At 42.5% G+C, this 23,718-nt stretch carries 23 protein-coding genes, 2 tRNA genes and 2 other annotated features; of the genes, 16 read left to right on the top strand and 9 right to left on the bottom strand.

Annotated features, from left to right (window positions below; translation table 11 throughout):
* Positions 1-6 precede the first annotated feature (6 nt).
* Positions 7-372: a hypothetical protein gene (locus tag ACZ5NG_RS07440; protein ID WP_464251184.1), complete on the top strand. Its 366-nt coding sequence runs from the start codon at positions 7-9 to the stop codon at positions 370-372.
* A 65-nt stretch (positions 373-437) separates the two neighbouring features.
* Here ACZ5NG_RS07440 and ACZ5NG_RS07435 read toward each other — a convergent pair.
* From ACZ5NG_RS07435 to polA, 6 genes are all read right to left on the bottom strand, one after another.
* Positions 438-520, bottom strand: a tRNA-Leu gene (locus tag ACZ5NG_RS07435).
* Positions 521-734: 214 nt separating this feature from the next.
* On the bottom strand, positions 735-1,286 hold the full coding sequence (locus ACZ5NG_RS07430) for a lytic transglycosylase domain-containing protein (RefSeq protein ID WP_464251183.1): 552 nt from the start codon (positions 1,284-1,286) through the stop codon (positions 735-737).
* Between the two features lie 52 nt (positions 1,287-1,338).
* A complete protein-coding gene (gene coaE / locus ACZ5NG_RS07425; protein ID WP_464251182.1) occupies positions 1,339-1,947 on the bottom strand; it encodes a dephospho-CoA kinase in 609 nt (202 codons plus the stop codon).
* Positions 1,948-1,984: 37 nt separating this feature from the next.
* Positions 1,985-2,623, bottom strand: a complete 639-nt coding sequence (gene ytaF, locus ACZ5NG_RS07420) for a sporulation membrane protein YtaF (protein ID WP_464251181.1) — start codon at positions 2,621-2,623, stop codon at positions 1,985-1,987.
* Between the two features lie 89 nt (positions 2,624-2,712).
* Positions 2,713-3,540 (bottom strand): DNA-formamidopyrimidine glycosylase, encoded by an 828-nt coding sequence (mutM, locus tag ACZ5NG_RS07415; RefSeq protein WP_464251180.1) that lies wholly within the window; start codon positions 3,538-3,540, stop codon positions 2,713-2,715.
* Between the two features lie 20 nt (positions 3,541-3,560).
* Positions 3,561-6,200 carry a DNA polymerase I gene (gene polA, locus ACZ5NG_RS07410; RefSeq protein ID WP_464251179.1) on the bottom strand — a complete coding sequence of 880 codons (2,640 nt, stop codon included), beginning with the start codon at positions 6,198-6,200 and terminating at the stop codon, positions 3,561-3,563.
* Positions 6,201-6,328: 128 nt separating this feature from the next.
* Between polA and ACZ5NG_RS07405 the strand changes: the two genes are divergently transcribed.
* The 3 genes from ACZ5NG_RS07405 to ACZ5NG_RS07395 are packed head-to-tail and all read left to right on the top strand — an operon-like array spanning position 6,329 to position 8,999.
* Positions 6,329-7,756, top strand: coding sequence for a S41 family peptidase (locus ACZ5NG_RS07405; RefSeq protein WP_464251178.1), 1,428 nt, complete (start codon positions 6,329-6,331; stop codon positions 7,754-7,756).
* 41 nt (positions 7,757-7,797) lie between these two features.
* A complete protein-coding gene (locus tag ACZ5NG_RS07400) occupies positions 7,798-8,418 on the top strand; it encodes a DedA family protein (RefSeq protein ID WP_464251177.1) in 621 nt (206 codons plus the stop codon).
* Positions 8,419-8,432: 14 nt separating this feature from the next.
* On the top strand, positions 8,433-8,999 hold the full coding sequence (locus ACZ5NG_RS07395) for a phosphatase PAP2 family protein (protein ID WP_464251176.1): 567 nt from the start codon (positions 8,433-8,435) through the stop codon (positions 8,997-8,999).
* A gap of 16 nt (positions 9,000-9,015) precedes the next feature.
* On the opposite strand, the gene ACZ5NG_RS07390 is transcribed toward ACZ5NG_RS07395, so the two are convergent.
* Positions 9,016-9,786 carry a polysaccharide deacetylase family protein gene (locus ACZ5NG_RS07390; protein WP_464251175.1) on the bottom strand — a complete coding sequence of 257 codons (771 nt, stop codon included), beginning with the start codon at positions 9,784-9,786 and terminating at the stop codon, positions 9,016-9,018.
* 151 nt (positions 9,787-9,937) lie between these two features.
* Between ACZ5NG_RS07390 and ACZ5NG_RS07385 the strand changes: the two genes are divergently transcribed.
* The 3 genes from ACZ5NG_RS07385 to ACZ5NG_RS07375 all read left to right on the top strand — a co-directional run bounded on the left by ACZ5NG_RS07385 (position 9,938) and on the right by ACZ5NG_RS07375 (position 12,548).
* Positions 9,938-11,053 (top strand): D-alanyl-D-alanine carboxypeptidase family protein, encoded by a 1,116-nt coding sequence (locus tag ACZ5NG_RS07385; protein WP_464251174.1) that lies wholly within the window; start codon positions 9,938-9,940, stop codon positions 11,051-11,053.
* An 81-nt stretch (positions 11,054-11,134) separates the two neighbouring features.
* Positions 11,135-11,211: transfer RNA gene (locus ACZ5NG_RS07380), tRNA-Val, on the top strand.
* Between the two features lie 158 nt (positions 11,212-11,369).
* Positions 11,370-12,548 (top strand): MFS transporter, encoded by a 1,179-nt coding sequence (locus tag ACZ5NG_RS07375; RefSeq protein WP_464251173.1) that lies wholly within the window; start codon positions 11,370-11,372, stop codon positions 12,546-12,548.
* Positions 12,549-12,629: 81 nt separating this feature from the next.
* On the opposite strand, the gene ACZ5NG_RS07370 is transcribed toward ACZ5NG_RS07375, so the two are convergent.
* On the bottom strand, positions 12,630-13,103 hold the full coding sequence (locus ACZ5NG_RS07370) for a heterodisulfide reductase-related iron-sulfur binding cluster (RefSeq protein ID WP_464251172.1): 474 nt from the start codon (positions 13,101-13,103) through the stop codon (positions 12,630-12,632).
* A gap of 290 nt (positions 13,104-13,393) precedes the next feature.
* Here ACZ5NG_RS07370 and ACZ5NG_RS07365 point away from each other — a divergent pair, with 290 nt between their 5' ends.
* Entirely contained in the window at positions 13,394-14,782 is a 1,389-nt protein-coding gene (locus tag ACZ5NG_RS07365; protein ID WP_464251171.1) for an ISLre2 family transposase, read from the top strand.
* A 33-nt stretch (positions 14,783-14,815) separates the two neighbouring features.
* Here ACZ5NG_RS07365 and ACZ5NG_RS07360 read toward each other — a convergent pair whose 3' ends face one another.
* Positions 14,816-15,430 (bottom strand): 4Fe-4S dicluster domain-containing protein, encoded by a 615-nt coding sequence (locus ACZ5NG_RS07360; protein WP_464253132.1) that lies wholly within the window; start codon positions 15,428-15,430, stop codon positions 14,816-14,818.
* A gap of 385 nt (positions 15,431-15,815) precedes the next feature.
* On the opposite strand from ACZ5NG_RS07360, the gene ytxC reads away from it, so the two are divergent.
* The 8 genes from ytxC to pheS all read left to right on the top strand — a co-directional run bounded on the left by ytxC (position 15,816) and on the right by pheS (position 23,714).
* Positions 15,816-16,703, top strand: coding sequence for a putative sporulation protein YtxC (gene ytxC / locus ACZ5NG_RS07355; protein ID WP_464251170.1), 888 nt, complete (start codon positions 15,816-15,818; stop codon positions 16,701-16,703).
* Positions 16,704-16,794: 91 nt separating this feature from the next.
* Positions 16,795-17,406 carry a DUF445 domain-containing protein gene (locus tag ACZ5NG_RS07350; RefSeq protein WP_464251169.1) on the top strand — a complete coding sequence of 204 codons (612 nt, stop codon included), beginning with the start codon at positions 16,795-16,797 and terminating at the stop codon, positions 17,404-17,406.
* Positions 17,407-17,447: 41 nt separating this feature from the next.
* Positions 17,448-17,686, top strand: a binding site (T-box leader).
* Positions 17,687-17,740: 54 nt separating this feature from the next.
* On the top strand, positions 17,741-19,645 hold the full coding sequence (gene thrS, locus ACZ5NG_RS07345) for a threonine--tRNA ligase (RefSeq protein WP_464251168.1): 1,905 nt from the start codon (positions 17,741-17,743) through the stop codon (positions 19,643-19,645).
* 266 nt (positions 19,646-19,911) lie between these two features.
* Positions 19,912-20,433, top strand: a complete 522-nt coding sequence (gene infC / locus ACZ5NG_RS07340) for a translation initiation factor IF-3 (RefSeq protein WP_464253131.1) — start codon at positions 19,912-19,914, stop codon at positions 20,431-20,433.
* A 17-nt stretch (positions 20,434-20,450) separates the two neighbouring features.
* Positions 20,451-20,645 carry a 50S ribosomal protein L35 gene (rpmI, locus tag ACZ5NG_RS07335; protein ID WP_464251167.1) on the top strand — a complete coding sequence of 65 codons (195 nt, stop codon included), beginning with the start codon at positions 20,451-20,453 and terminating at the stop codon, positions 20,643-20,645.
* A 38-nt stretch (positions 20,646-20,683) separates the two neighbouring features.
* Positions 20,684-21,040, top strand: a complete 357-nt coding sequence (gene rplT, locus ACZ5NG_RS07330) for a 50S ribosomal protein L20 (protein WP_464251166.1) — start codon at positions 20,684-20,686, stop codon at positions 21,038-21,040.
* A 270-nt stretch (positions 21,041-21,310) separates the two neighbouring features.
* Positions 21,311-22,114: a TrmH family RNA methyltransferase gene (locus tag ACZ5NG_RS07325; RefSeq protein WP_464251165.1), complete on the top strand. Its 804-nt coding sequence runs from the start codon at positions 21,311-21,313 to the stop codon at positions 22,112-22,114.
* A gap of 225 nt (positions 22,115-22,339) precedes the next feature.
* Positions 22,340-22,599 (top strand) — a binding site (T-box leader).
* Positions 22,600-22,691: 92 nt separating this feature from the next.
* Positions 22,692-23,714: a phenylalanine--tRNA ligase subunit alpha gene (gene pheS / locus ACZ5NG_RS07320; RefSeq protein ID WP_464251164.1), complete on the top strand. Its 1,023-nt coding sequence runs from the start codon at positions 22,692-22,694 to the stop codon at positions 23,712-23,714.
* Positions 23,715-23,718 lie beyond the last annotated feature (4 nt).

The raw sequence follows: 23,718 nt of genomic DNA, 5'->3' as shown, positions 1-23,718 counted from the left end.
CGTTCCTTGTGGCTGGTAGACTGCCACGACTTGCCAAAAGCACCGTCCCCACAGCAGGTTCACGCCGGTGCCAGGTTTAAGAAAAGAATAGAAGCCAATATTTATGAAGCAATGGAACTTATGCATCGGGCATTAGATATTAGACAACAGTGCGAAGAAAAATTTCCAAATGATTTAGGCATGAAGGAAGATATTATTAAAAATTTCATTGATATGATCAAAATTAATGGCTTAACTAATGATGAGCTCCAGCAGTACATCCATGAAGCTAGGCTGAGGCTTGATTATATCCGTAAAAATGAGGGTATGTCAACGCGGCGAAAAGCTAAAATTTACCAAGCCCTGCCATGGAGTCGCTCCCTTAGCAGATAATAAGCTACAAAACAAAACAGACTTTTCCGGTAAATCCGGAAAAGTCTGTGGTTTTTAAGGGTTATTGGTGTCGGAGGCGGGACTTGAACCCGCACCCTTTCGGACACGCCCCTCAAACGTGCGCGTCTGCCGATTCCGCCACTCCGACATGTTTCGCTGACAAATGTTATTATAGCACAGTGTTGTCTTCGCTGCAAGAGCTTTTTATTCAGTGGCGGCGTCAACCCTAGAGAAGTCAAACATATGTGACTGCGCATTCGTCCATGTTTACTATGGCAAAATATATCTTCCGGCAGCCTGTTGTGCTGTTGTTATATGTTTATCAGAAGCCTCACAAATGCATTAATCTTAAAATAACGGGCCTATGTGCCGTCATACAAGAACTGATAAACTTTATAGTTCCATAATACCTTCCTTATGTAATGTCTTGTTTCCGGAAAAGGGATTTGATCAATTGTTTTTTCTTCTCCCGTCCAGTGCTCTTCTTCCAGCCACTTTTTTACGTTGCCGCGTCCGGCATTGTAGGCCGCCAGTAACAGTGCATGATCGCCGACAAATTCCTTCTTTAAATTGGCCAGATACCAAGCGCCCATTTTTATACTGGTTTCCGGGTCGTATAATTGATCAGTGGTGAAGTCCCCTTTTCCCATTTCATTGGCTATCCATTCGCCGGTTTCCGGCATGATTTGTAATAAGCCTTTGGCCCCGGCAGGTGAGGTGGCATTGGGGTTAAAATTGCTTTCTACTTTTATGATTGCAGCCAACAGGTAAGGATCAATGTCATTGGCTATTGCGTGGTGGGTAATTGCTTCCCGATAGGGAAAGGGATATAACTTTCTTCCTACGTCATCAACTTTAAAAAGCAGCAGCAATAATAATATTAAAATAAAAAGTCGGCGGACCAAGCGAGCCAATATGATCACTCCATGATAATTACTATGGTAAATATATGCAATTATTTTAGTGCTAATAACAGTTGCAGTGCAGAGCCCACAACTTTAGGATTTGTTCTTTGGTATACTCCCAAGAGCGTGAATTATCAATAACTGCATCGGCATATTTTAGTCGTTCTTCATTACTGAGTTGCGAGTTGATTTTTTTTAAAGCTAGTTCACGGCTTATGTTATCTCTGGCCATCACTCGCTGTATTTGGGTGGGCAAATCAATTACCACTACCCACACTTTGTCCACCAATTTGTGCAATCCTACTTCAATTAATAAAGGAGCGACTAAAACCAGCGGTGGTTTGTGCCTGGTATTATTACTTTTGTAAAGGTTAATTTTTTGCTTTATAATCTCGTAAATTTTCGGGTGGGTGATTTGATTTAATTTTTGCAAGTCTGCCGGGTTGTTAAAAACCAATTCACCCAGTTTTTTTCTGTTTAGCGTGCCGTCAGCATGTAAAATGCCTGTCCCAAAAGCAAGGGTAATTTCTTTTAATGCCGGACTGCCGGGAGCAACTATTTGCCGGGCTACAATATCTGCGTCAATAATTTCTGCTCCCAATTTTGCGAGATAATTGCTGACGGTAGTTTTGCCGCTGGCAATACCGCCGGTTAATCCGATTACGGCCATTATTAATCACCTAAAAAGCTGTTTTTCTTAGTAACGGTTAATATATTTTAAATAATCCCAGCGCTATTAGAATAAAGCCGGGTAATACCGCCATTTTACAGCCAATAGCGGATGCGGCAAAGCCGCTGCCCATAGCTAAGCCCATATAGGTCAGCAAAATGTGGCCAATACCGACTACAGAGGCAGTAAGGACGGGATCAAAACCCATCATAGATACCGCAAAACCTGCGCCAAAGGCGTCCATGGCCAAAGCACAGCCAAGCAAGATTGCCTCCCGGGGGCTGATTATACCGGATTTATCCAGGTCGGCTTTGGAAGGTTCGCGCAGTACCTGAATAACCAATCCTAAGGATTTAATGCGAATTTGCATTAGCGTTTTTTGTTCTGCCGGTTTGCCGTCTGAAAGATGTCTTTCCTGCCAGGATTGATATAACACCCAAATGCCGATACCGATTAAAATAATCCCGCCTAAACGGTGGGCAAAAGATTCCGATATCATGTCTGCTAAGAACCGGCCGAGAAGCATAGAAACAGTGATAGACAGCACAGACATTAGGCTGATAATGATAACGGAAGTAAAGGGTATTTTAATTTTTCTTATACCGTAAGCAACACCGGTAGCTAAAGCATCCATGTTTAAAGCTAGGGCAAATAACAGTATAGTAAATAATTCCAAACAATCTCACTCCCCACATACTGTTGCATTTGCTTTTAGGGTATGGGAGCGAGAATGTTTTGGTGCATATTAATTATCACTCTAACTGCTTACAGCCTTTGACATTTCGGACAAAAATATGAACTGCGCCCGGCTACCTTTTTTCGGGTGATGATGGCTGCGCAACGGGGGCAGTGTTCGCCTTCACGACTATATGCGTTAAGCATATTTTGATTATTACCGATGTTGCCTTCGCCGTCAACATAATCGCTAATTGAGGTGCCGCGGTTATTAATTCCCTGCTGCAGAGCCTCAATTATAGCATGATATAGGGCGGTGATCTCTTGCGGTTTTAAATCACCGGCCGGGCGTTCCGGGTGAATTTTGGCCAAAAACAGTGCCTCATCGGCATAAATATTGCCTAAGCCGGCCACAAAAGTTTGGTCTAGCAGTAGCGGCTTAATTTTTGTTCGGCGCCGGTTTAATTCTTTGGTTAAATATTCTAAAGTAAATTCTTCCCCCAGGGGTTCCGGCCCTAAATCCTTTAAGCCCGCTAGGTTCTTTAATTCCTCGGAAGACACAAGATTAATGCGACCGAATTTGCGCATATCGGCAAAGGCAAGAACGGTTTGATTGCCTAAACGAAAAAGAACATGGGTGTACTTTGGCAGCTGTTCCCGGTTTTTAATTAATACCAGCCTGCCGGTCATGCGCAGGTGCATAACCAATGTGAAGCCGCCGCTTAAGTGAACCAGCAGGTATTTTCCGCGCCGCCCGAGTTTCTCGATAGTGCGTCCTACCAACTGTTCTTTAAATTGATGCGGCCGGTGGGTTGGCACAATTTTGGGGTAGAAAACTTCAACATCTGCAATTGTTTGCCCGGTAATCTTTTTTTCTAATGAGCGTTTAATCGTTTCCACTTCAGGTAATTCCGGCATGCTTGCATCTCCCGTATCTATTATAAACTAATGGCTTTAGTGTCGTACCAGCTTGGCCCCGCTTTAATATCTACCACCAGGGGGACATCTAGGGTAACGGCGTTTTCCATACAATCTTTTATGATTTCTACCAGCGTATCAAGTTCCTCTTTTGGCGCATCAAAGATCAGTTCGTCGTGCACTTGCAAAATCATTTTGGTTTTCATCTGCCTTTTTTGCAGCTCTTTGGCTATTCTAATCATGGCCAGTTTGATAATGTCCGCGGCACTGCCTTGAATTGGGGTATTCATTGCCGTGCGCTCGCCAAAACTGCGCTTCATGCGGTTGGGGCTGAACAAATCAGGTAAGTAGCGCCGGCGGTTTAGCAATGTGGTGACGTAACCCCTTTCTTTTGCTTCTTTCACTGTCCGATCGATATAATCTTTTATCCCGGGGCAGCGGGCAAAGAAATGGTCGATATATCGGCGAGCCTCTGCCCGGCTGACTTTAATATCTCTGGCCAGGCCAAAGTCGCTGATGCCGTAAACAATGCCAAAGTTAACCGCTTTTGCCTTTTCGCGCATTTCCGCTGTTACCTGTTCAATTGGTACATTAAACACCTCAGAGGCAGTGCGGGCATGAATGTCCTGACCGCGGTTAAAAGCTTCTAAAAAGTTTTTATCTCCGGCAATATGGGCCAATACCCGCAGCTCAATTTGCGAGTAATCGGCGGTGACAATTAAGTTATTTTTATGGCGGGGTACAAATACCCGGCGAATTTTGCGGCCTAATTCCAACCTAATTGGTATGTTCTGCAAGTTGGGATCCGAACTGGACAACCTGCCGGTGGCGGTAACGGTTTGGTGCAGTGTCGTGTGAATACGCCCCGTTTTTTTGTTGATCAGCGCTTTTAAGCCATCGGCATAAGTAGATTTAAGTTTCGATAATTGGCGGTGTTCCAGTATCTTGGTTACAATTTCGTGCTCTGCCGCCAGTTCTTCCAGTACGGAGGCATCAGTGGAATAGCCGGTCTTGGTCTTTTTAATTACCGGCAGTTTCAGTTTTTCGAATAGAATATAGCCCAACTGTTTTGGTGAGTTAATGTTGAATTCTTCACCGGCAATAGCGTAAATTTCTTGGCACAGGGCGGCTAAACGCTCGCCTAATTCAGCGGACATTTGTTCTAAAATGGATTTGTCTACCGCAACCCCGTCTATTTCCATTTGCGCCAGTATGCTGACCAGCGGTAGCTCTACATCATAAAACAAGCGTTCTTCTTGTTGTTCGGCAAGTTTTTCTTTTAGCAGCGGCAGAATTTTTTGCAGCACATCCGCCCTGGCCGGCAGTGCCGTTTCCCCTTGACCGGGCAACACGGTACCCAGATACTGCAGTGCCAGTTCTTCTAAATCATAGCTGTTGGCAGTGGGGTTGAGCAAATAAGCGGCCACCATGGTGTCAAACGCTAAGTTATTTAGGGCAATATCATGGCAGTGCAAAAGCCAAATGGCTTCTTTGCCGTTGTGCAGTAATTTACCGGTTTCGCTTTCGCAGATTTCTTTTAGCAACGGCAGATACAGTGACGGCTGGTTTTCAACCGGCAAATAATAGAGCTTGTCATTGACGGCCAAGGCTGCTGCAGATAAGCCGGTTTCTTTGGTGCCTTCCAAAGCAATGGCAATACTGTCGGCTGTAGCCAGCTGCTGTTTAATTTGTTCTATGTGCTCGGATTTAGTAACCCGTTGGTAACCGACACTATAAGCTTCCACCTTTGGCAAATCATTTTGTTGCTTAGCGTCTCTTTTGTCTGAGCGGTTGTTTCCGGCAACCAGTTTTTTAATCAGGGATTTAAATTCCAGCTTAGAAAACAGTTCCAGCATTTTGGGATAATCCGGCCCACTATAAGCACATTCAGATAAATCTATATCAATGGGAACATTTTGCTCAATGGTAACCAGTTTTTTAGACAGCAGTGCCTGCTCCCGATATTTCTCTAAGTTTTCCCGCTGTCGCTTAGGCAAATCTGCCGTGTGTGCTAAAATTTCTTCCATAGTGGCATACTGCTGCAGCAGTTTGGCAGCGGTTTTTTCTCCAATACCCGGCACTCCCGGAATATTGTCCGAACTGTCGCCGGTTAACCCACGAAAATCAGTAAACTGATTGGGATGCACTCCAAACCGTTCCCATACTTTACCTTCATCAAAAATTTCTAGTTCACTGATGCCTTTGCGGGTGAACAGCACCTTGGTGCGCGGCGATACCAACTGCAGGACATCCCGGTCCCCGGTGACAATCAGTGTAGAAAGACCGGTTTGTTCGGCTTTGGCCACGATAGTGCCAATTAAGTCATCTCCTTCGTAGCCTTCCAATTCATATGTTTTAATGCGCATGGCTTTTAATATGTCTTTTACTATCGGGAGCTGCGGGCGCAGTTCATCCGGCATGGCTGCCCGGTTGGCTTTGTACTCGCTGTACTCTTTAGTGCGGAAAGTAACCCTTCCTTTATCAAAAACAACGGCTACTAGGCCGGGTTGTTCCTCTTCTAAAATTTTAAAAAGCATGTTGGTAAATCCGTAAGCGGCATTGGTAATCAATCCGCGGGAAGTAGTTAACATGGGGATGGCGTAATAGGCCCGATAGATTAAACTGTTGCCGTCAACTATTACTAAGGTATCCAGTGACACAAAAAGCACCTGCCTCATTTTATCTTTCTTATTATTTTCACCACTGTTGTCTGTAATACCTGCCTGGAAGGAATTCGCAAAATCAATAACGAATTAACTGTTAAACAAAGGGAATATGAGGTGATTTTTTGCTGCGTAAATATGTTGTGCTAATAACTCTCTGTTTTTCATTGTTGTTTGCCCTGCCTGCTTTTGCTGACGATAATTTTGTGGATGCAGCGATTACTATTGAAGAGGTGCTTGATTTAACGCTGCAAAATCATGTTGCTCAGCCGGATTTAGATACTTTAGTTAATGGGGCAATAGAAGGAATATTTAACATCCTAAACGATCCCCACAGCGAATATTTGAATAAAGAGTCGCTGGAGGAATTTTCAAATTCCTTGGAAGGTGACTATGTAGGCATAGGTGTAAGCATACAAATGCAAGGGGATTATCCTGTGATTGTGGAAATTTTCAAAAATTCCCCTGCTGAGCGGGCGGGACTTAAGGTTGGCGATTTGATCGTTGCGGTGGATGGAAAGAGCACCTATCAAGAATCCCTCAGTGTAGTATCAATGCAAATTCGTGGGCAGAAGGGCACTGCCGTTACTTTAACCGTAAAGCGCGGTGAACGGGAGTTTAGCTCTAAACTAACCCGTTCCGTTGTAGATATACCGACGGTAGAAGCAGAATTATTACATAATGATATCGGTTATATCGATATTAACAGCTTTGGCAGCAATACGGCCTTGGAGTTCAGTGCCGCTTTAAAAAGTTTACGCAGTCAAGGGGCTAGCGCCTTTATTTTAGATTTAAGAGATGAACCCGGCGGTTATCTAATGGCGGCGGTGCGCATGGCCGGTGAATTTTTACCCTCCGGGACAAAGGTAGTGGCCCTGGTGGATCGTAACGGCGAGGAAGAATTTTATCGCACATTCGGTACCGGTTGGGCGGCAGAGATGCCGGTAGTGATTTTGGTAAACAGCAACACCGCCAGTGCGGCAGAAATTTTAAGCGGAGCGCTAAAGGATTACGGTGTGGCTACTTTAGTGGGCAGTCAAACCTATGGTAAGGGCACGGTGCAAGCAATATATAATTTATCTAACGGCGGTGCTTTGAAGCTAACCGTGGCAAAATATAAACTTCCGAAAGGGGAATTTATCGACGGTGTAGGTATAGACCCTGACCGGCCGGTTTTGACGCCGGGTGCCGAATTGTATGCCGCACAAAAACTGCTTAAACCTACCGTTAAATATACGCTACAATATACAGTGGGTAAAAACAGCGTTAATGTAAACGGCCAAGAGCTTCCGCTGATGTCGAGTTCAGTTTTGCAAAAAAATAATACTTATTATCTCCCGCTGCGGGCTACAATGGAGATTTTTGGCTATGAAGTTAATTGGGATGTCAAAGGCAACGGCATTATTATAAACAACGGAAAACAACAAAAATTTATTTCCTCATCGGAAAGCATCATGATTGACGGTTTAAGTTATATTTCGGTGGAAGACTTAACAAAATTAGGTTTTAAATGCAGTGTCCAACCGCAAGTTATCACTGTCTCTGAGCATTAATACAAGCTTCATATGCATAGGCTTACATAGGAGGTGTATTAATGCTTAATGAGATTTATGCTATAATAGAACGCAGTTTTTCCTGGGTTACTGATTTCATCATCAGCCTCGGTTACTGGGGCGTTGCGGTTGCGATGGCAATAGAAAGCGCCAACATTCCACTGCCCAGCGAACTGATTCTGCCCTTTGCCGGATATTTAGTATCTGCTGGGCATCTTACTTTTTGGGGTGCGGTTTTGGCCGGTACCGTAGGCGGTACCTGCGGTTCAATCATATCTTATTACTTAGGCTATTACGGCGGACGGCCGTTATTAATAAAGTACGGCAGATACATCGGGATAAACCAAAGGCACCTAATTGTAGCGGATCGCTGGTTTGCCCGATATGGCGAGGCAACGGTGTTTTTTACCCGGCTGATGCCCGTTGTGCGCACTTTTATTTCCTTGCCTGCCGGAATAGCCCAAATGAATTTTAAAAGGTTTGTCGTTTATACCTTTCTTGGCTCGCTTCCTTGGAGCATTTTGTTAGTTTATGTGGGATTGAAATTGGGTGAAAATTGGCAGCTTATAAAACCATGGTTTCACCGGCTGGACATTGTAGTGATAATAGGAATTTTATTATTATTTTTCTATTGGTTTGTTCGGCGGTCCCGCATTAAGTAAGAATGGAGATAATTATGCTGGCAGAATTACTCAACGCAATTCAACTGATTGATACGGATTTGTTTATGCAGGTTTACCGGCGGCACCATCCGCTGCTAGACCAGATAATGCCTGTAATTACTAATTTAGGCACCGGTGGTTTAATTTGGCTTGTTTGGTGCGCCTTATTATTTTTCTTTGGCAAAGCACAAGGCAAACAGGTAGCTGTAATTACACTGGTCGCTTTAGTTTTTAGTTACCTGTTGTGTCAAGAATGGATAAAAGCTTTGGTGGCTCGCCCGCGGCCCTTTGTCGGTTTAGAAGATATTATAATTTTAGTGCCACCGGAACAATCCTATTCCTTTCCGTCGGGGCATACCGCTACCTCCTTTGCCTGTGCTTATGTAATTGCCAAGCTGTGGCCCACGCAAAAGTGGCTGCCGGTAGTTATTGCTCTGGCCATTGGGTTTTCCCGTATTTATGTGGGGGTGCATTATCCTACCGATGTATTATTTGGCGCGCTGTTTGGTATTATCTGCGGTGAGGTAGTTATTCGCACCGCTAATATAATAAAAACCAAAAGGATCACCTTAGCCAAGTGATCCTTTTTATTTTACTTTAATTTGTTATTCCGGGGCCGTATTTTAATAATTCCGAAACGGTTACCAACTTATAGCCTTCTTTTTCTAAGCCGTCAAGTATGGTGGGCAAAGCTGCCGGGGTGCGGTCACAAACGTCGCTGGCATGCATTAAAATGATATCTCCGGGATGGACGTTGCTTAACACACGCTCGGCAATTTGTGCGGCACTGCGGTCTTTAAACCAGTCCAGTGAGTCGGTATCCCATTGGATGACGGTGTAACCAAGCTCATTGGCGGCTTCCAGTACGGAACCGCGCCAAGCCCCGTTAGGGCAGCGAATTAATTTTGCATCTTTGCCGGTAGCTTCTTTGATATTCTTATGTGCATTCATAATGTTAGCTTTAACTTGTTCTTTAGACAGCTTATCTAAATCTACATGCTCATGCCCGTGGCTGGCAACCTCGTGGCCTTCAGCGGCAATGCGTTTAGAGATTTCCGGGTATTTTAAAGCTGCCGGGCCGGAGATAAAAAATGTACATTTAACATTTCTTTCTTTTAAAATATCAAGCACCGGATTAGCTACTTCCGTTCCGTAACTCCAGTCAAAAGTAAGGGCAACAACTTTTTCGTCGGTTTTTACCATATAGTGAGCGGCTTTTTGGGGTTCTACAGCTTTTTCACCCGCAGTAGGGAGTGCATCGGGCAGCCGTGTGGCAACAACTGTGAATACTACCGCTACTGCCAAACAAGCGGCTAAAAAGGGCAGTCGTTTGCGCCACTTGTATAAGTTAATACTCCATACCTTCAAAATCTCACCACCTAAATATTTTTTTACTAAGTTATACATATTTTGTTAACTCGCTGATTAGCACTAAATGTTAGTGTAAAAAATTGGTATCCGGTTTTTAAATAAATTACCTCCTGTAAAGTCAAAATAAAAAACCAGGGGGTAAAAATAAATGATAAAAAAACTGATTAATATCTGCCTGCTATGTTTAACAATAACGTTTAATCCCGGCTTGGCGGATGCCGCAGCACCTAGAGTTACTGCAGATGCGGCAGTGCTGCTTGATACAGAAACCGGACAGGTTCTTTACAGCAAAAATGCTGATAAACGGCGCTCGCCGGCCAGTTTAACCAAAATAATGACAGCTATTTTGGCCCTTGAATTAGGAAATCCTCAAGATGTTGTTACTATAAGCAAACGGGCAGAAAATATTTATGTCGGTTCGCAGATTTATCTTAAAGAGGGGGAAAAAATTTATTTAAGTGAACTGATCAAAGCAGCGTTAATATATTCTGCCAACGACTCCACAGTAGCGATAGCGGAGCATGTAGGCTGGGATCATGACCATTTTGTGAAACTAATGAACCAAAAGGCGTTAGCCTTGGGGGCGCTCAATACCAATTTTGTCAATACCAACGGATATTCAGTGCCCAACCATTACAGCACCGCCTATGATTTGGCCAGGATTACCCGCTATGCTTTACAAAATCCCACCTTTGCCAAGTGGGTTAGTACAAAAGAAACCACCGTTCATTGGTATGACAGCGATCGGAAAAAGGTCATTCGCAATACTAATCGGCTGTTAAAAAACGATTATCCCGGGGTAGACGGCGTTAAAACCGGTACAACCGCCCGGGCGGGAAATTGCTTGATTGCTTCCGCTACACGTAATAACCGACAACTGATAGCGGTAGTGCTGCACAGCAGAAACCGGTATCAGGATGCCGCCCAATTGCTGGAATACGGCTTTGCTCATCAAGAACACACCGTTGCCGAGCAGGGGCAAATTTTCGGTGAACTAGCAGTGGCGGACGGAAGAAAAGCATCAGTGCCGGCGGCGGTTAAAAGCGATTTAAAAGTACAGCTGCCTCCCGACATAGAAGACGTAAATTTAAAGGTGCAGCTGCCTAGTAATATCACTGCACCGGTAAAAAAAGATCAGCAGTTGGGATGGCTAGCTATAATTTCCGGCGAACAAGAGATTGCACAAGTACCTTTGGTGGCAGCAGAGGATGTGCAGGAAAAGGGGAGAATTTTAAAATTTTGGGAGCGGTTAACCGCCAGTTAAAAATTCGGTCTTGACATTTACCGCCCGTTAGGGCATAATAAAATATGCCTCGTAAAGCGGGCGGCTAAGTTTTTATATTAGGGGACGTTAGCTCAGATGGTTAGAGTGCTGCGTTGACATCGCAGAGGTCACTGGTTCGATTCCAGTACGTCCCACCAATATTAACCCGACACAGCTTGTGGAGGGTTTTTTACTTTATTGCAGTGTAATTTAAATATTATGATTTAATTATTAGTAAATTTTTTTAACAATATAATTTAATAACTAAATTAATTAATTGTTTAATTATTTATTTTATATAGAGGGTAGGGATATAGTGATAAAAGAGCAAAAGAAAGCAATTATCATTTTGTTTATTTCGTTGTTTTTAGTGATGGCCGGTTTTGGCCTGGTTATTCCTATCGTGCCTTTTTATATTGAGGAATTAGGCGGTGGGTCGATTACATACGGTTTGTTTTTGGCGCTGTTTTCTTTAATGCAGCTCATATTTACACCGTTCTGGGGACGGTTATCCGACCGCATTGGCCGCCGCCCGGTACTTATGATAGGAATTATCACCTTTGGAATAACCTTTATTTTGTTTGGTTTAGCCAAAAGTTTGAAAATGCTTTTTGCTGCCAGAATACTGGCCGGTATTTTTTCATCGGCTGTACTGCCTACTGCCATGGCTTATATTGCCGATATTACCACCGGGGAGGCCCGTTCTAAAAATATCGGACTGATGGGGGCAGCAATGGGGGTCGGCATGGTTTTCGGACCGGTTTTAGGCGGCTGGTTAGGGCATTTTAGCTTTTCACTGCCATTTTTTGTTGCCGGGGGCTTTGCATTATTAACTTTTCCGTTTGCTTTTATCTTTTTACCGGAATCCTTAAAAGAGCGGAAAGCGGTTGCTGCTAAACCGCAAGGTAAAGATTTAGTAAAAAGTATTCATCATCCGCTGTTGTTGCTTTTTGTGGTTGCTTTTCTTACACACTTTTCCATGGCTTTATTTCAAGGAACTTTTCCTTTATTTGCAACGGATAAAGCAGGTTTTAACTCAGCTACGATGGGCACGATATTTGCTGTTATGGGGTTAGTGTCGGTTATCGTTCAAGGATTCTTTATTGGCAAACTTGTCGCCCGCTTCGGTGATGCTAATTTAGTTAAATACGGTGTAGTTATTTCTGCGACCGGCATGCTATTGGTTACTTTGTCCTCTAACTCCTTAACGATGGCTGTAAGTGTGGCTGTTTTCAGTATAGGTAATGCTTTAATGGGGCCCTGTTCGTCCAGCTTGGTGACTAAAAATGCTACCGGCGGGCAAGGGTTATCGTTAGGTATTATGCAGTCCTTTGGCAGTTTGGGAAGAATTTTAGGACCGGTAATCGGCGGTTGGTTTTACAAAAGCTATATGTACGGTCCGTATCTATTGGGAGCGGCAATTATGTTTACAATGATCATGGCCACCAGTCGTAAATTGGTCAGGTATGATCAACCGTCACAGGCAGTGCAATAAACAAAAAACCGGAAGGCTACACTTAAAGCCTACCGGCCTAAGAAGGGGAGTAACATATAAGGTTTGCTGCGAAAAAGTTTATTATTCAGGCCGTTCATCCAATATCAGTGCTTGACTGACTAAATGGTGAATATGGACGACCTTGGCATCTAATTCGTAATACTTAATAATATCAGTTAATTGGTCAAAACAGTTGTGGCAGGGGCAGGCCACTAATTTGGCACCGGTGGCCTTAATTTGCTCGGCTTTTAGTTTGCCTTTGGCCATACGGTAGGGGTAAATCTCATTGCCCATGGCCAATAGACCGCCACCGCCGCCACAGCAGTAATTATGCTTGCCATGGGGATTCATTTCTACAAAATCTTCAACTACATTTTCTAAGATAAATCTTGGTTCTTCAATCAAGCCTTCCTTACGCACAGCGTTGCAAGGGTCATGCAAAGTAATTTTTTCGTTGTTGATACTTTTATCTACTTTTAATTTGCCTTCCTTAATCCATTTAACCATCATTTCTAACAGGCTGTAAACCGGGTAGAAGGGGTCTTTGGTCCACACCTTAGGCCCCCATTTTTGTGCTCTGGTAGCATGTCCACACTCGGTGACCACTACATATTTTACCTTTAGTCGTTTAACTTCTTCACCGATTCTTTCTATTAAAATTCTAGAGTGTTCATCATTGCCGCTAAATAAACCGTAGTGAGTGGCATCCCACCAGCGACTGCTGCAGGTCCAGTTAGCGTAAAATTACTTTGGGAAAAACCACAAAATAAAAGAAAAGAGTATCTCCTCTGTGATATCATGAATTTGCCAAGAAACACAACAACCACAGAAAAGGAGATACTCTTATGGAATCAATTATACAGGAAATAGTACAAAAAATCATTGGTAGTTTTGAAAAAGAGCTAGAAAACCTAATAAGAGAAGGAAAAGATATATCCGAGTTCATTCTCGCTATTAAGAAGACGTTGGATGAAGTTGGAGTAACCTTAGTTGCTGAAGCCTTGGAAACAGTAGATCAGGTATATAAAAACAGCAAAGAACGTAAACGGTGCTGGACAGTAAAAGAAAAAGCAGCTAAAAAGACTCTTGCTACAATATTTGGCGAAGTCAGGTATAAAAGAACATATTACAGGAACAAAAATACAGGTGAATATAGCTACTTGTCGGATGAGGCAGTGGGCATATCAGCCCATGACAAGCTAGACGCTTCGCTGAAGGCAAAACTGATAGAAGAAGCAGTATATATGCCTTACAGCAAAAGCGGAGAAAAAGTTTCTGAAGCAGTAACTCTAACATCACAGACAGTAATGAACAGTATACGTGAGCTTGGGCGTGTCGAAAATAATTTAGTAGAGATTAAACAAGCTAAAAAGACTGTAAAGGTACTCTACATAGAAGCAGATGAAGATCATGTGGCGCTTCAGAACGGAGGTTATATAGAGCCAAAGCTTGTATATGTGCATGAGGGCAGAAAAAGGATTGGTAAAGATCGCTGGAAACTATTGAATGCAAGATATTTTAGTGGTGTTTATACAAACACTGATGAATTATGGGTAGAAGTTTTAGACTATATAGATAAGGCTTATGACATGGATGCTATAGAAAAGATATACCTATCAGGGGATGGGGCACCTTGGATAAAGAATGGACTAGGCTGGATAAAGGGAAGCATCTATGTGTTGGACCGTTACCACTTATCAAAGTATGTAACACAAGCTACAGCACATATGAGCTACACCACACCAATTATGTGGGATTATATAAATGCGGGAGACAAGGATAGCGTAAAAGAGTTATTTAAGGCAATCATTTGTGCAACCGAACCGGAAACAAAGAGAAGGGCGGTGCAGGAAGCAAGAAGGTACATACTGGGCAACTGGGAAGGTATAATGCGGCAATATGATGCGGATTATGTTGGCTGCAGTGCAGAAGGCCATGTTAGCCATATTTTGTCGTCTAGGTTAAGTTCAAGGCCCTTGGCTTGGAGTAAAACAGGTGTAGACCAGATGGCCAGATTAAGAGTTTTTGTAGCAAATGGTGGTAATGTATATGAATTGTTTATAAAAAGAAAGAAAACAGCCATAAATGAAGCAAGGAAGGTAAAAATAGACCAAGAAATTATCAGAAAACGAAAGCTTGCCGGATCGCACGAAACCATCGGTAACATAACTATTTTGAATATTGGTAAAAGAACTGGTACTTCCCAGTTACTTAAGTCAATAAGTTACGCTTAAGGCTGGAAGGTAAACAGAGGAATACTTTTTTCTTTAAAAAACCCATAGTATCTTGACGCTATCGCAGGTCCAGTCTGCTTTGACATACCACATGATTTTAGCAATGCTTTGTACATCCTGAGGATAATACTTAATTTCCCGTGGGTCCCACAGGAATAAAAACTCAGCGCCTTCTTTATCGACGGGAATTTTAGCATTGGGGTCGCCAACTTCCGCCTGTAATTCTTCTTCCATCCACTCCAGCGTGTCAAGATAGTCTTCTTTTGTTACTTCCATTTGGTTACCGGTATTGATTTGTGCATCAACGACCTCTTGCAAAAACCCGGGAGCCGTTAATCCAAAGTTTCCGCGAATTGTTCTCACAACTGTGGCCACATCAACTCCCATCGGGCACTCCATGGTACAGCGCCCGCACATGGTGCAAGCCCAAATGAACTTAGAATTTAAAACTTCTTCTCTCATACCAAGGGCAATTTGTCTTAAAAATTTTCGCGGATCAGCGTTGTCGTGAACATCACTGTAAGGGCAGCCGGCGGTGCACATGCCGCAAGTCAAGCAGTTATTAAAATCAAAGGGGTTTTTTTCCGTGCACATTTTAGAAATAACTTCATCTTTAAATGTAGGGTCTAGGGTAGCAATATTGATCACGCTCAAATCTTTCAACCTCCCATGCTCCCAGAGCGGTTTTTAGCTAACTAAACAACAACAGTTGCGCTAATTTATAAACTATACATATAACCAAAGTATAAAATTGTTACCTAGTATTGTCAAAAACACAAAATTAAAAAAAATAAGCAAATTTTGCCATATTAATGACTGAGTGTAAATTACAAACACCATGCTTATACTTTTAAAAATATTTTATATATGTTAGCAATAAAAATATGTTGGGCAAAGTTCAACATAATGGTTGAGCCCTTATAAATTACAAGGCATAGCTAAAAGATAAATAGCCAATACTCCTTTTTAGCGAAATAAAACAGCAAACAATTTTAGCAATAAACATATATTGTATTTGGAAGGGGTGAAAATTTTGAATGCGCACATTTCTATCGGAGCTTCTCAAAATATAGATTTATTAAAAAACAGTTTATCCAGGCAATTCCGGGTGTTGGAAAGAGACGGTCTGAAGGTTGAGATTAACGAACTGCCCCGCGGCAAATATACATTTCTTCAGTGCTGTTTAAATAAAGATTCCCCCCAAAAACATGGAGAAAACGGTTATAGAATTTTTAAAAATTATGTGGCCAGTGTTGTATCAGATGTCATTCTAAACAAGTGGGAGTCAATTATTATTAATGATATTATACGCGATAACTATTACTACTTTGATGAGTCAGAAAGAAGATTGATTTTAGAAAACGTGCAAAAATACATTCAGGGCAACGGTGCCAACGGTATATCGCGAAATGTGCTCCGCCGCAACCAGATATATCAGCGACTTTGTGAGTTTTTAAACACAAACGATCAATTGGTGGTTGAAGGATTTATTCGTTTTCGGTTAAAAGAATACATCAGTGAATTAAGAAATGCCATTGAAAACGCCGTTGATGACTTTTTAATGGAAAAAGAGTATGGAGAATTTATCCAACTGTTACGCTATTTTGTAGAAATCCAGGATCCCCGCGTGGATATTACTCATGTGGTAGCAAAGTCTAATGGGCATTTTTGTCTTTATGACGATAAAAAGCAGAATATCAGCAATGATTACCTTGAAGATGTAGTCATGCAGATAGACAATGAAATCAGTTACGAAGATTTGTTAATCAGTGCCTTGATTTCAATATCACCCCGTAAAATAGTATTTCACTATCAAGAAAATAATTTTCCGGCAAGTACTGTTAAGACTATTAAAGAGGTATTTGTGGGCCGAGTGGAAACTTGCACCGGGTGTGAATGGTGTCAGAATGAAGTTAAATAAAAGCATAAGCTGAAATTAACGTTTACAAGTTAATTTCGGCTTTTTTTATTGATATGTTGCTGAAAAAAACGAAAATTGATATATTATGCTTATGATTATTCAACTTATTATATTGCCGCTGGTAGCGGCTTTTGTGGGTTGGGTTACCAATAAACTGGCAATACATTTAATATTTAGGCCGCATCAACCTAGAAAAATACCGTTACTGCCTTACACCATTCAAGGTTTGGTGCCGAAACGGCGTGCTGAACTGGCTAGAAGAGCAGGGCAGGTAGTGGAACAAGAATTGCTTACTTCTGATGATATTGTCAAGGTGTTACACTCTCCTGAATTATTAGGCAAGTTACTGGCATCCATTCGTCGGTCGGTACAAAATATGATTGATGAAAGAGTACCGCCTTGGGTGCCGTCGGCTTTAAAAAACGTTCTTTTGGAAGTAGTCACGGAAGTGATCAATAGACAGGTGCCGACTATGCTAACCCGCACAATGGAACAATTGGGTGGTGAGATTAAAAAGCAGTTTGATGTTGCCGCTTTGGTAGAAAGCAAATTAAATGAATATCCAATTGACCACGTGGAAAGAATTATTGTGAGCGTTGCTGCCAGAGAGTTAAAGCATATTGAAAAATTAGGCGCCGTACTTGGCTTTATTATCGGTTTATTGCAGTTTTTGTTTATGCAAATTTTAGATTATTTAAGTTGACAGCAGTGATGATGTAAAATATAATTTACGAGAAATATATAAATTTGGCGATGACAAGGAAAAGTGGCTGTAACATCCTCCAGAGAAAAGGTGCCTTGGCTGGAAGCACCTTTGGCACTGTTAAAGTCACAAACCACCTTGGAGCTGTCGGCTGAACGCAAACAACATCCGCTGTTTGGCCATTAAGCCGACCGGAAGGCACCGTTATCTGCCAAACCAAGTTGGGCAAAATATTTTTGCCAACCAGGGTGGAACCGCGGGAAGCAATCCCGTCCCTGATCTTTCAGGGACGGGTTTTTATTATTTATCAGGTTAATAAGTAAGGAGGAATACAATGATTAACATAACCTTAAAAGACGGTTCGGTGCGTCAGTATCAACCGGGCGTCACCGTTGCAGAAATCGCTAAAGATATCAGCGGCGGCTTAGCGCGGGCCGCCCTTGCCGGTAAAGTAAACGGTAAACTGGTGGACTTAAATTATCCGATTAACGAAGATGCAGAGCTGGAGATTTTAACCTTTGATTCTGAAGAAGGCCAGAACGTTTATCGCCACAGCACATCTCACGTGCTGGCTCAAGCAGTGCAGAGATTATTTCCCGGCACTAAACTGGCAATTGGCCCGGCTATTAAAGACGGATTTTATTATGACTTTGATTCACCGCACACCTTTACTCCGGAAGACTTAGAAAAAATTGAGGCAGAAATGAATAAGATCATTAAGGAAGATCTGCCCTTTACCAGGTTTGAACTTTCCAGAGAAGAAGCTATTAAGCGGTTTAAAGAAGCGAACGAGCCTTATAAGGTGGAATTGATCGAAGATTTGCCTGAGGATGCGGTAATATCTTGTTACTCTCAAGGAGACTGGGTGGATTTGTGTGCCGGCCCCCATGTGCCGTCAACGGGCAAATTAAAGTCAATAAAGCTATTGAGCTTGGCAGGCGCCTATTGGCGCGGCGATGAAAAGAACAAAATGCTACAGCGCATTTACGGCACTTCTTTCCCTAAAAAATCAATGTTAGATGAACATTTGCATCGTTTGGAAGAAGCTAAACGCCGTGATCACCGCAAATTAGGTCAAGAACTTGATTTGTTCAGCATTCAAGAGGAAGGCCCGGGATTCCCCTTTTTCCATCCCAAGGGCATGATTATTCGCAACGAACTGGAAAACTTTTGGCGGGAGGAACATAAAAAACGCGGCTATCAGGAAATCCGCACGCCAATGATTTTAAACCGCTCGTTGTGGGAACAATCCGGCCACTGGGAACACTATAAAGAAAACATGTATTTTACTAAGATCGACGAAAACGATTATGCTGTAAAGCCCATGAACTGTCCGGGTGCCATATTGGTTTACAAAACTAAAGTTCACAGCTACCGGGAACTGCCTATCCGCTTAGCTGAACTTGGCTTGGTACACCGGCATGAGCTTTCCGGTGTTTTGCACGGATTAATGAGGGTACGCTGCTTTACACAGGATGATGCGCACATTTTTATGCTGCCCTCGCAGGTGAAAGATGAGATTCTCGGTGTCATTGATTTGTTTGATTACTTCTATGACGTATTTAATTTGCACTACCATGTTGAACTTTCTACCAAGCCGGAAAAAGCAATGGGTTCAGATGAAATTTGGGATCTGGCCACGAATTCCTTGCGTGAGGCGCTGGAAGAAAAGGGCATAGATTATAAGGTTAATGAAGGTGACGGGGCTTTTTACGGCCCGAAGATTGACTTTCATTTAGAAGACAGTCTTGGTCGCACTTGGCAGTGCGGTACTATCCAATTAGATTTTCTCATGCCGGAAAAATTTGATCTTAACTATATCGGTGAGGACGGTCAAAAACATCGTCCGGTAATGATTCACCGGGTAGTGTTTGGCAGTATTGAAAGGTTTATCGGCATTCTGACTGAGCATTATGCGGGAGCTTTTCCCACTTGGTTGGCACCGGTGCAGTTAAGAATTATTCCGATTACCGATCGACATGCGGAATACGGAGAAAAGATTATGGAACGGTTGCGCAGCAAGGATGTCCGCGTAGAATTAGATACCAGAAATGAAAAAATGAATTATAAAATCAGAGACGCACAAAATCAAAAGATCCCGTATATGTTGGTAGTAGGCGATAAAGAAATGAACCAAAATTCTGTGGCGGTAAGACATCGCAGAGAAGGCGATCTGGGTGTAATGTCAGTGGATGAATTTGAGGCTAAACTGCTCAAAGAAATTGACTCTAAAGCATAAATGGTTGACACCGTGAATGCGGTGTGATATAATTCTAACGTTAAAAATACCATATCATGTCAAGTAGAAGCCATCCGCTTCTCACCTTACGACGCCTGTTTATTTGGTTGTTAGTAAGGTTATGAGTAATAAATTAATTTAAAGATGGTCAATTTGTGTCTTTAATTAATTTAACTGTAATTAAAGGGTGGCTGATCGGCCACCCTTTTTAAGTTACGCCGGCATTTAATTTTTATATATCAAATATCTTTTGGGGGTGGACTTGTATTAGTAAAGATCTGCGCGTTAATGAAGAAATTAGAGCCAAGGAAGTTAGATTGATTGCTCCTGACGGTAAGCAGTTAGGTGTGGTTAGTCTTTCGGAGGCCCTGCGTGTGGCAGAAGAATATCAGATTGACCTGGTTGAAATTGCTCCCCAGGCTAAGCCACCGGTTTGTCGTCTAATGGACTACGGTAAGTATAAGTATGAGCAAAGTAAGCGTGAGAAAGAGGCCAAAAAGAAGCAGCATGTGATTAATGTTAAAGAAGTAAAAATGCGCCCGAATATTGAGGAACACGACTATAAGGTAAAACTGCGTAATGCCATGCGTTTCCTCAAAAACGGCGATAAAGTCAAGGCTACTATTATGTTTAGAGGGCGAGAAATAGTTTATACCCCTAAAGGCCAAGAAATACTTAAACGTTTGGCCGAGGATTTGGCTGATTTAGGTAATGTAGAAAGGCAGCCGAAGTTAGAAGGCCGCAACATGGTTATGGTTTTAGCACCAAAAACAGATAAACACGACTAGGAAGGAGTGCATTATTTATGCCAAAAATTAAAACCCACAGTGGTGCTGCCAAAAGATTTAAGCGTACTGCTAAAGGTAAGATTAAACGTATGCATGCTTATCATAGCCACATTTTAGGCAAAAAATCACCTAAACGTAAGCGTAATCTGCGTAAGAGCACCATTGTTTCCGCTGCAGACGCTAAAAGAATGGAAAAATTACTGCCTTATTAAGCTCTAATTACCATCAAGTTGGATAGGAGGAATGTTTTATGCCACGGGTAAAGACCAGTGTTGCATCTCGCAAAAGACATAAAAAAGTACTTAAACTTGCTAAAGGTTACCGCGGTGCAAAAAGCAAACTTTATAGAGTAGCCAACGAGCAAGTTATGAAATCATTACATTATGCATACCGTGACCGCAAAGTACGTAAGCGTGAATTCCGCAAGCTTTGGATTGCCCGGATTAACGCTGCGGCACGGATGAATGGAATTAACTACAGCACTTTCATGAGCGGCTTGAAAAAGGCCGGTATTGAAATTAACCGCAAAATGCTGGCTGACATGGCTGTGAATGACACTCAAAGCTTCAATAAATTAGTAGAAGTGGCTAAAGCACAGCATAACTAGGATAGCTTTTAAAAAAGGGTCTGAAGTATTACCGGCCAAAGGCTGGTAGTGCTTCAGCCTTTTTTGTTTTAGCCGGTAAATGTAGTTGTCAAAGAAACATTTTCGAAAACAGGCAGGAACCGAACCCCAATTTGCCACCCCACTTTATTTTTGCTGCCGGAAAGTATAAAATTAGAATATTGAAGTACCGTGATGATATGTATCGGCAACCAATGGCCGAGATGATCGCTTCTAACCGCTCAATAAACTGTAATACAGGCGTGAATGAAGATGGAACTGCAAAGATCAAATCCGAAAATTAAATACTTAATTAAACTTGCCCGCCGTCAGTTTAGGCAAAAGGAACAGAAGTTTATCATAGAAGGCATTAGGTTTATTGAAGAATTGTTAAACTCAAGTTGGCAAACCGAAGCTTTGTTTTACTCGGCTAAAATTATGAATAATGCCCGCGGTGTGGCACTGTTAAAAACAGCGAAGGAGCAAAACATACCTTGTTGGCAAATTGCCAGCGGTTTACTGAAAGAAATAGCTCATACTGATAATCCCCAAGGCATACTGGCTTTGGTACGCATGCCCAATTATCGGTTAGAAGATGTCTTTTCTGCACCACGACCATTGTTGTTAGTTTTGGTAGACGGGGTGCAGGATCCCGGCAATTTGGGCACGATTGTGCGCACTGCTGATGCGGCAAAGGCAAGCGGTGTAATATTGCTTAAAGGAACGGTGGATTTGTATAATCCCAAAACCCTGCGTTCCACAATGGGTTCAATTTTTCACTTGCCGATTATCATGCTAAATGACAACCGGGCGGTTTGGAAAATCTTGCAGCAGTACAAGGTAAAGGTAGTGCTGGGGCAGCCTGAATACGGCAGAACAATCCAAGGGATTGATTTAAAGCAGGATGTGGCTTTGGTTGTAGGTAATGAGGCAAACGGACCGTCGCCTGAATCTATTAATTTTGCTGATGTGGCAGCAACAATCCCCATGCCGGGAAATGCAGAATCCTTAAATGCGGCAGTTGCCTGCGCCATTATGTTGTATGAAGCGGTGAGGCAGAGGATGGAGAGGCCCTAATTGCAAATTATCTGTAAATTCCTTGTTTTTGCATGTGGCTCTATGATATAATTGAAGTCGGATATAAAATACTGAGGAAAGGTTGTGTATCAATGACATTAACCGCCGATTACTTTTGGAGGCTGTTTGAAGCAACCGGATCCGTCAGAGCTTACATGCTTTACAGAAGGTTAGTAACGCATTAAATAAGTATACTGTTTATAATTATTTTTTGTAAAAATTATCACAAAAGCCGTGAAGGGGAGAGTAGTGTTAGATTAATCTTTTCAGGGAGGGCAGATCATCGACTGCAAGTCTGCCTATGGATTAATAACATGAAGTTCACCCCGGAGCTGCACGCTGAACGCAACTGCAAAACAGTTGCCATTAGGTAGTGCCGGTCTTTCAACCGTTATCAGAAAGCATTCTCAGTACACTAACGAGTGGTTTATGCCTTTTGGGTGTAAACAACAAGGGTGGTACCGCGGATTAATTCCGTCCCTTACTTTGAGGGCGGATTTTTTTTGTTATTAATTTAATTATATTGTAAAATGATTTAGTGTATAACAATGTAGAAAATTTTATATGGAGGTACGTTATGGAAGAAAAACTGAGAAATCTTGCTGCTACTGCCCAAGAGGAATTGGCAAAGGCAGAAACCTTAAATGAACTGAGCAACTTAAGAGTAAAGTATTTAGGCAAAAAAGGTGAACTTACTTCAATCTTAAGGGGAATGGGTTCATTATCCCCTGAAGAGCGTCCCAAAATTGGTGCGCTGGCCAATAAAATCAGATCTGATTTAGAGGTATTAATATCTAAACGCAATCAAGAACTGAAAGAATTAGAAAAAGAACAGCGTATGAACAGTGAAACGATTGACATTACTCTTCCCGGCCGGCCGTTTCAAAAAGGTAACAAACACCCGTTAACTAAAATCCAGGAAGAGATCGAATCTATATTTTTAGGAATGGGCTTTAGCATTGCCGAAGGTCCGGAAGTAGAGCTGGATTATTACAACTTTGAAGCTTTAAACCTTCCGAAAGACCATCCGGCACGGGATATGCAGGATACATTTTTCATTACTTCTGACGTGCTGCTGCGCACCCATACTTCGCCTGTTCAGGTGCGCACGATGGAGAGGACGGCACCCAATTTGCCGGTGAAGATCATTGTTCCGGGCAGGGTATACCGCCGGGATGACGATGCTACCCATTCTCCGATGTTTACCCAGATAGAGGGCTTGGCAATAGACAAGCATATAACATTTAGTGATTTAAAAGGTGTTTTAAGTATATTTGCCCGGCAGATGTTTGGGGAGAATACAAAAACCAGATTCCGTCCCAGCTATTTCCCCTTTACCGAGCCCAGTGCGGAAGTGGACATTTCCTGCGTGATGTGTAAAGGCGAAGGCTGCCGGGTATGCGGTCATACCGGTTGGCTGGAAATACTTGGCTGCGGCATGGTTCACCCGCGAGTATTGGAGATGTCCGGTTATAATCCGGAAGAGGTGACCGGTTTTGCCTTTGGTATGGGTGTAGAGCGCATTGCTATGCTTAAATACGGCATTGATGATTTAAGGCTGTTTTATGATAACGATTTGCGGTTTTTATCCCAGTTTTAAGGAG

Source organism: Desulfovectis peckii, assembly GCF_055391705.1.
This window is presented reverse-complemented; position numbering and strand designations above follow the sequence as displayed.

What these genes read in the sequence shown, in the direction of transcription:
- ACZ5NG_RS07325 (WP_464251165.1), top strand. Translation starts at nt 21,311, where the DNA reads ATGGAACTGCAAAGATCAAATCCGAAAATTAAATACTTAATTAAACTT.
- ACZ5NG_RS07395 (WP_464251176.1), top strand. Translation starts at nt 8,433, where the DNA reads ATGCTGGCAGAATTACTCAACGCAATTCAACTGATTGATACGGATTTG.
- ACZ5NG_RS07365 (WP_464251171.1), top strand. Translation starts at nt 13,394, where the DNA reads ATGGAATCAATTATACAGGAAATAGTACAAAAAATCATTGGTAGTTTT.
- rplT (WP_464251166.1), top strand. Translation starts at nt 20,684, where the DNA reads ATGCCACGGGTAAAGACCAGTGTTGCATCTCGCAAAAGACATAAAAAA.
- pheS (WP_464251164.1), top strand. Translation starts at nt 22,692, where the DNA reads ATGGAAGAAAAACTGAGAAATCTTGCTGCTACTGCCCAAGAGGAATTG.
- ACZ5NG_RS07350 (WP_464251169.1), top strand. Translation starts at nt 16,795, where the DNA reads ATGATTATTCAACTTATTATATTGCCGCTGGTAGCGGCTTTTGTGGGT.
- coaE (WP_464251182.1), bottom strand. Translation starts at nt 1,947, where the DNA reads ATGGCCGTAATCGGATTAACCGGCGGTATTGCCAGCGGCAAAACTACC.
- rpmI (WP_464251167.1), top strand. Translation starts at nt 20,451, where the DNA reads ATGCCAAAAATTAAAACCCACAGTGGTGCTGCCAAAAGATTTAAGCGT.
- mutM (WP_464251180.1), bottom strand. Translation starts at nt 3,540, where the DNA reads ATGCCGGAATTACCTGAAGTGGAAACGATTAAACGCTCATTAGAAAAA.
- ACZ5NG_RS07385 (WP_464251174.1), top strand. Translation starts at nt 9,938, where the DNA reads ATGATAAAAAAACTGATTAATATCTGCCTGCTATGTTTAACAATAACG.
- ACZ5NG_RS07400 (WP_464251177.1), top strand. Translation starts at nt 7,798, where the DNA reads ATGCTTAATGAGATTTATGCTATAATAGAACGCAGTTTTTCCTGGGTT.
- thrS (WP_464251168.1), top strand. Translation starts at nt 17,741, where the DNA reads ATGATTAACATAACCTTAAAAGACGGTTCGGTGCGTCAGTATCAACCG.